Genomic DNA, 6,183 nt, shown 5'->3' with positions numbered 1-6,183 from the left:
TGGCTCCACGACCTGGACTCGAACCAGGGACCCAGTGATTAACAGTCACTTGCTCTACCAACTGAGCTATCGCGGAACTATTAGATTTCAGCTGTAACCGGTACATCTACTGCGCTGAGCTAACTCGTTGTTTCTGAATTAATTCAGCCTCTTCGACCTGTCTGTATCGCTACGTTCACGTCTCTGAGGCGCGCTATTCTACATTTTCAAAAACAGGTGTCAACCCTCTAAATTGCTTTTAAGACAATGATTTGCGATTTTTTTTTCGATTGCCGGTCGGGGGTGCAAAATCGAGGGGTTGGGGCGATGCCTTCTATATAAGCAGGAGCTGCCGAAGGCTGCGAAGGGGGTTTACCTGTCACACCACACTCGCAGCCTTCGGCAGCTCCTACGGGCCTTGTTCCAATTCAACCGATTGTGTACGCGTGACGGGAGGGGCCAAAGCCCCTCCCTCTCATCGCCCTCAGGCAAACACGATCTCGTCGTCGACCACGGTACCGGTGATGCTGGTGCCTGGCTCGAAGTTGCCCGACAGGATCAATTGCGCCAGCGGGTTCTCGATCCAGCGCTGGATGGCGCGCTTGAGCGGACGTGCGCCGTAGACCGGGTCGTAGCCAATCGCAATCAGCATATCCATGGCCTCCTGGCTCAGAGTCATGCTCAGATCGCGTTCGGTCAGGCGGCTGCGCAGGCGGCCCAGCTGGATCTCGGTGATACCGGCGATCTGCTCACGTCCCAACGGCTCGAACACCACCACTTCGTCGATACGGTTGACGAACTCCGGACGGAAGTGCGAACCCACGGCATCCATCACCGCTGCGCGCTGCGCTTCACGATCACCGACCAACTCCTGAATCTGCGCAGAGCCCAAGTTGGAGGTCATGACGATCACGGTATTGCGGAAATCCACCGTGCGACCATGGCTGTCGGTCAGACGACCGTCTTCCAGCACCTGCAGCAGGATGTTGAATACGTCCGGGTGGGCCTTCTCGACCTCATCGAGCAGGATCACCGAGTAAGGCTTGCGCCGTACCGCTTCGGTCAGATAACCGCCTTCTTCGTAGCCGACATAGCCGGGTGGAGCACCGATCAACCGGGCCACGGAATGTTTCTCCATGAATTCGGACATATCGATACGCACCATGGCCTCTTCGGTGTCGAACAGGAACTCGGCCAGGGCCTTGCACAGCTCGGTCTTACCGACGCCGGTCGGACCAAGGAACAGGAACGAGCCGCTTGGCCGGTTCGGGTCGGACAGCCCGGCACGGGAGCGCCGTACTGCGTTGGCCACCGCCACCACCGCTTCGTTCTGACCAATCACACGCTGGTGGAGCAGGCTTTCCATTTTCAGCAGCTTGTCACGCTCGCCTTCGAGCATCTTGGAGACCGGAATACCGGTCCATTTGGACACCACTTCGGCGATTTCTTCCTCGGTTACCTTGCTGCGCAGCAACTGGTTTTCCGGCTTGCCGTGCTGGTCGACCATCTGCAGGCTGCGTTCCAGGTCCGGGATGACCCCGTACTGCAACTCGGCCATGCGGTTCAGGTCGCCACGACGGCGCGCCGCTTCCAGTTCCTGACGGGACTGTTCGATTTTCTGCTGGATCTGCGCCGAGCCGGTCACCTCGGCTTTTTCCGAGGTCCAGATTTCTTCAAGGTCGGAATATTCCCGCTCCAGGCGTACGATTTCTTCCTGAAGTTTCTCCAGACGTTTTTTCGCCGCTTCGTCGCTTTCTTTCTTCAACGCCTGGGATTCAACCTTGAGCTGAATCAGACGGCGCTCCAGACGATCGAGCACTTCCGGCTTGGAGTCGATTTCCATGCGGATGCGGCTGGCCGCTTCGTCGATCAGGTCGATGGCCTTGTCCGGCAACTGGCGGTCGGTGATATAGCGGTGGCTGAGCTTGGCCGCAGCGATGATCGCGCCGTCGGTAATTGCCACTTTATGGTGGACCTCGTAGCGCTCCTTGAGGCCACGCAGGATAGCAATGGTGTCTTCTTCGCTCGGCTCGTCGACCTGGACTTTCTGGAAGCGCCGTTCGAGGGCTGCGTCCTTCTCTATATATTGACGGTATTCGTTGAGGGTGGTCGCGCCGACACAATGCAGCTCGCCACGGGCCAACGCTGGCTTGAGCATGTTGCCTGCGTCCATGGAACCCTCGCCTTTACCGGCGCCGACCATGGTGTGCAATTCGTCGATGAACAGGATGATCTGGCCTTCCTGCTTGGACAGTTCGTTGAGCAGGGATTTGAGGCGCTCCTCGAACTCGCCGCGGAACTTGGCCCCGGCGATCAACGAGCCCATGTCCAGGGACAGCAGGCGCTTGCCCTTCAAGCCATCCGGCACTTCACCATTAATGATGCGCTGGGCCAGGCCCTCGGCAATGGCGGTCTTGCCCACGCCGGGTTCGCCGATCAGCACCGGGTTGTTTTTGGTGCGGCGTTGCAGCACCTGAATGGTCCGGCGAATTTCGTCATCGCGGCCGATCACCGGGTCGAGCTTGCCCTCTTCGGCGCGCTTGGTCAGGTCGACGGTGTATTTGTCCAGAGCCTTGCGCGACTCCTCGACATTGGCATCATTGACCGCCTCGCCGCCGCGCAGGTTGCTGATGGCGTTTTCCAGGGCTTTCTTGCTCACGCCCTGCCCCAGCAACAATTTGCCCATCTTGCTGTTTTCGTCCATGGCCGCGAGCAATACCAGCTCGCTGGAAATGAACTGATCACCTTTTTGCTGCGCCAGACGGTCAGCCTGGTTGAGCAGACGCGCCAGATCCTGAGACATATTCACGTCACCGGTAGGATTCTGGATTTTCGGCATCTGATCGAGTTCTTTGGTCAACTCCTTGCGCAGGCTGTTGACGTCAAAGCCGACCTGCAACAGCAGCGGCTTGATGGTGCCGCCCTGCTGATCAAGCAAGGCCTGCATCAAATGTGCGGGTTCAATGGCGGGATGGTCATGGCCCACCGCCAGGGACTGAGAATCGGATAAAGCCAGTTGCAGCTTGCTTGTCAAACGGTCAATACGCATTGGTCACCTTCCTATTGAGCAGGCCGGAGCGATGGACACACCTGTAAAGAAAACCTGCCAGATAGCCCGTTAGATGCGGCCGATTCTGCGAGATTCAAGCACGGGTTAGTTGACTCAAGTCATGGTACTCGTGAAGCGAGCTTAGCTGGCCTGAAGCAATCAGGCCTGTTCGAGCCAGATAAGAGAGGCAAAACGACCGGTGCGGGGAGCACGGCGGTAGGAATAAAAGCGCGGATCGTTGAAGGTATCCAGGCCACCGCCATAGACAGCCTTCACCCCATGGGCTGCCAGACGCAGGCGCGCCAGGGCATAGATATCAGCCATGAAACGTCCGGCATTGACGCTGGGGATAAAAGCTTCAGCGGTTTGCGGGTGCTGTGAGACGAAGGTTTCGAAGACTTCGCCGCCCACCTCGAACGAGGGCTGGCCAATGGCCGGGCCAAGCCAGACCATGATCTCGCCGGCCTCGACCTGCAAACTGTCGGCAGCCGCTTCCAGCACACCAGCCGCCAGCCCGCGCCAACCGGCATGGGCAGCGGCCACGCGAGTACCGGCGCGGTCGCAGAACAACGCAGGCAGGCAATCGGCGGTCATGATGGTACAGGCAATGCCGGGGGTAGCGGTCCAGCTGGCGTCGGCGTCGACGACAACCGCCGGATCGGCCTCGACCACCGTTACGCCATGGACCTGACGCAGCCACGCAGGCTGCACGTGCAGGTGCGAGGTCAGATGCAGGCGATTGGCGGCGACGGACTCGGGCTGATCATCGACATGATCGCCCAGATTGAAGCTGTCGAACGGCGCGACGCTGACGCCGCCCGTCCGGGTGGTGATGAGCGATTTGACGGTCGCCGGAGCGGGCCAGTCAGGAATCAGCCAGTCATTCACCCGATGAACGCCTCACGGTCCTGTTTCAGCAGCGACAGCAGCCAGACGAAATCATCAGGCAGCGGCGATTCCCAGCTCATGCGCTGACCGGTGGTCGGATGATCCAGTTCCAGGAAACGCGCATGCAGCGCCTGACGCGGGAACGTTTTCAGCGAATCGACCATGGTCGCACTGGCCGCAGGCGGGATACGGAAACGGCCGCCATAGGCCGGATCGCCTACCAGGGGATAGTTGACGTGGGCCATGTGCACCCGAATCTGGTGAGTACGGCCGGTTTCAAGCTTGACCCGCACATGGGTGTGGGAACGGAAACGCTCCAGCACACGGTAATGGCTGACGGCCGGCTTGCCGCCTTCCATCACCGCCATGCGCTGGCGCTGCTGACCGTGGCGACCAATAGGCGCGTCGATCTTGCCGCCCGAGGTCACCACGCCGATCACGATGCACTCGTAGATACGGCTGACGCTGCGTTTCTGCAGTTGCGCGACCAGCTGGGTCTGGGCCTGGATAGTCTTGGCCACCACCATCAAACCGGTGGTGTCCTTGTCCAGGCGATGGACGATACCGGCGCGGGGCACATTGACGATATCCGGCACATGGTGCAGCAGGGCATTGAGCAAGGTGCCGTCAGCGTGCCCGGCAGCCGGATGCACAACCAGGCCGGCCGGCTTGTTGATGACCAGGATCTGGTCGTCTTCGTAGACGATATCCAGTTCGATATCCTGGGCAACCCACTCGCCCTGAGCTTCCTGCTCCGCGGTAAGTTGCAGGATGGCGCCGCCGTGCACGATGTCACGCGGGCGCAATACACCTCCATCGACAGTCAGACGACCGTCCTTGATCCAGGCGGAAAGGCGCGAGCGCGAGTGCTCTGCGAATAATTGTGCGGCGACTTGATCGAGGCGTTGACCGCCCAATTCGGACGGCACCTCTGCGCGGAGTTCTATATTCTCGGACATGCTCAGACTAGAAGGCGGTGTCAGCCTAGGTTTCGGCTGCACGCTTGTGGTTAAATACGGCGTCTTTTGCCCCGGGGGTTCCACGGGGCGCTCATCATAACAGGACGGTCACGCCCAAGACAGCGACCGTTATAGGGACGCAAGCCGCCATGCAAGTGAAACACCTGCTGCTGATCGCCATCCTCGCACTTACCGCGGCCTGTTCGTCGAAGAAAGAAGTCATCGACGAAAACCTCAGCGAAGTCGAGCTGTACCAGCAGGCGCAGGCCGACCTGGGTAATAGCAGCTTCAACAGCGCCACTGAAAAGCTCAAGGCCCTGGAGTCGCGCTATCCGTTCGGCCGTTATGCCGATCAGGCACAGCTGGAACTGATTTATTCCAACTACAAGAACGGTGAGCCGGAAGCTGCCAAGGCTGCTGCCGAACGCTTCATCCGCCTGCACCCCCAGCACTCGAACGTCGACTACGCCTACTATATGAAAGGCCTGACCTCGTTCGACCAGGACGTTGGCCTGCTGGCGCGCTTCCTGCCGCTGGACCAGACCAGGCGTGACCCGGGTGCCGCCCGCGACTCGTTCAACGAGTTCGCCCAACTGACCAGCCGCTATCCGAACAGCCGCTACGCACCGGACGCCAAGCAGCGCATGATTTACCTGCGCAACCTGCTGGCCTCCTACGAAATTCACGTGGCCGACTACTACCTGACCCGTCAGGCCTATGTAGCCGCGGCCAACCGTGGTCGTTACGTCGTGGAAAACTTCCAGGAAACGCCGTCGGTCGGCGACGGTCTGGCGGTGATGGTCGAGTCCTACCAGCGCCTGCATCTGGACGACCTGGCCGCGACCAGCCTGGAAGTGCTCAAGACCAACTTCCCGAATCATCCACAACTGGAAGATGGCAAGTTCACACCACGCGTTGCCGATGTCGACAACCGTTCGTGGCTGACCCGGGCGACCCTGGGCCTGATCGAAAGCAATCCGCCACTGCCGCCGGGTGAAACCCGTGCCAACCAGGACGTGATGAAGCAATATCAGGACGCCAAGGATGCAATCCCGGCTGACCTGCTGCCAGAAAATCAGTCCGAGATCGACGAGCAGAACCATGAAGCCGAGGGCAACAGCAAGAGCCGTTCCTGGTTCAGCTATATGACGCTGGGTATTTTTGACTGATACCCGCTTAATCGCTGCACTCAAAAACGCATGACCTTCCCGGGTCATGCGTTTTTTTATGGGGCGAATTCGGTGAAAGTGATTCTGTGGGAGATTCTATGTTTGCTGTGAAGCCAGAGCTGCCCCTTCGCGGATGAAT

General features: G+C 59.5%; 4 protein-coding genes and 1 tRNA gene. 1 reads left to right on the top strand and 4 read right to left on the bottom strand.

The features are described from left to right. From ACCD02_RS27955 to rluD, 4 genes are all read right to left on the bottom strand, one after another. Positions 1-76: transfer RNA gene (locus ACCD02_RS27955), tRNA-Asn, on the bottom strand. 387 nt (positions 77-463) lie between these two features. Further along, positions 464-3,028, bottom strand: a complete 2,565-nt coding sequence (gene clpB / locus ACCD02_RS27950) for an ATP-dependent chaperone ClpB (RefSeq protein ID WP_413309138.1) — start codon at positions 3,026-3,028, stop codon at positions 464-466. A gap of 159 nt (positions 3,029-3,187) precedes the next feature. After that, complete coding sequence (gene pgeF / locus ACCD02_RS27945; RefSeq protein ID WP_413309136.1) at positions 3,188-3,916, bottom strand: peptidoglycan editing factor PgeF; 729 nt, start codon at positions 3,914-3,916, stop codon at positions 3,188-3,190. Beyond that, positions 3,913-4,875 (bottom strand): 23S rRNA pseudouridine(1911/1915/1917) synthase RluD, encoded by a 963-nt coding sequence (gene rluD / locus ACCD02_RS27940; RefSeq protein ID WP_413309134.1) that lies wholly within the window; start codon positions 4,873-4,875, stop codon positions 3,913-3,915. The genes pgeF and rluD overlap by 4 nt, the downstream gene beginning before the upstream one ends. A gap of 149 nt (positions 4,876-5,024) precedes the next feature. Here rluD and ACCD02_RS27935 point away from each other — a divergent pair, with 149 nt between their 5' ends. Beyond that, positions 5,025-6,044: an outer membrane protein assembly factor BamD gene (locus ACCD02_RS27935; protein ID WP_413309132.1), complete on the top strand. Its 1,020-nt coding sequence runs from the start codon at positions 5,025-5,027 to the stop codon at positions 6,042-6,044. Positions 6,045-6,183 lie beyond the last annotated feature (139 nt).

The organism is Pseudomonas sp. Pseusp88 (assembly GCF_047303955.1).
Taxonomy (GTDB): Bacteria; Pseudomonadota; Gammaproteobacteria; order Pseudomonadales; family Pseudomonadaceae; genus Aquipseudomonas.
The sequence above is the reverse complement of the archived record's forward strand: the minus strand, read 5'-3'. Positions and strand labels throughout refer to the sequence as shown.

Excerpts from the sequence above, each read along its gene's own strand:
- clpB (WP_413309138.1), bottom strand. The coding sequence starts at position 3,028 with ATGCGTATTGACCGTTTGACAAGCAAGCTGCAACTGGCTTTATCCGAT.
- rluD (WP_413309134.1), bottom strand. The coding sequence starts at position 4,875 with ATGTCCGAGAATATAGAACTCCGCGCAGAGGTGCCGTCCGAATTGGGC.
- ACCD02_RS27935 (WP_413309132.1), top strand. The coding sequence starts at position 5,025 with ATGCAAGTGAAACACCTGCTGCTGATCGCCATCCTCGCACTTACCGCG.